This window comes from Chromohalobacter marismortui, assembly GCF_004364315.1.
In the GTDB taxonomy this organism is placed as follows: Bacteria; Pseudomonadota; Gammaproteobacteria; order Pseudomonadales; family Halomonadaceae; genus Chromohalobacter; species Chromohalobacter marismortui.
Window position 1 is genome coordinate 1 of the sequence record NZ_SOBR01000023.1, and the last position, 1,071, is coordinate 1,071.

Genomic DNA, 1,071 nt, shown 5'->3' on the forward strand with positions numbered 1-1,071 from the left:
GTGGTATCCACTGCGTACTCACGGGCGGTGTCGGCACTGAAGGCATTGCCCGCTTCGTCGGTGCCGGTGACATTGGCGGCCATCGTATCGTTGGCGGCCAGCACTTCGCCGGCCACGTCGATGCTGTAGGTGAGGTCGTCCCCCACGGTGCCTTCGTAACTTTGGTCACCAATGGTCAGGGTAACGGTGTCGCCGGCGGCGGCATCGCCGGTGACGCTGCCGGTGATCGCAATCGTCTGACCCGCTTCGGTGTCGTTGACGGTGTTGTCGTCAGTCACCGGGTCGATGGTGATCGTGGCACTGGCGTCGGTATCGACGCTGTAGTCGCGGGTCGTATCCGCACTGAAGGCGTTGCCCGCTTCGTCGGTGCCGGTCACTTCGGCGCTGACGGTGTCATGGGCGGCCAGCACTTCGCCGGCCACGTCGATGCTGTAGGTGAGGTCGTCCCCCACGGTGCCTGCGTAGCTTTGGTCACCAATGGTCAGCGTAACGGTGTCGCCGGCGGCGGCATCGCCGGTGACGCTGCCGGTGATCGCAATCGTCTGACCCGCTTCGGTGTCGTTGACGGTGTTGTCGTCAGTCACCGGGTCGATGGTGATACCGGCTTGTGCAGTGGTATCCACTGCGTACTCACGGGCGGTGTCGGCACTGAAGGCGTTGCCCGCTTCGTCGGTGCCGGTGACATTGGCGGCCATCGTATCGTTGGCAGCCAGCACTTCGCCGGCCACGTCGATGCTGTAGGTGAGGTCGTCCCCCACGGTACCTTCGTAACTTTGGTCACCAATGGTCAGGGTAACGGTGTCGCCGGCGGCGGCATCGCCGGTGACGCTGCCGGTAATCGCAATCGTCTGACCCGCTTCGGTGTCGTTGACGGTGTTGTCGTCAGTCACCGGGTCGATGCTGATCGTGGCACTGGCGTCGGTATCGACGCTGTAGTCGCGGGTCGTATCCGCACTGAAGGCGTTGCCCGCTTCGTCAGCACCGGTCACTTCGGCGCTGACGGTGTCATGGGCGGCCAGCACTTCGCCGGCCACGTCGATGCTGTAGGTGAGGTCGTCCCCCACGGTGCCT

At 64.3% G+C, this 1,071-nt stretch carries 1 protein-coding gene; it reads right to left on the bottom strand.

The features are described from left to right. The coding region (locus C8E00_RS16590; RefSeq protein WP_133698629.1) for an Ig-like domain-containing protein at positions 1-1,071 on the bottom strand (1,071 nt) is incomplete at both ends.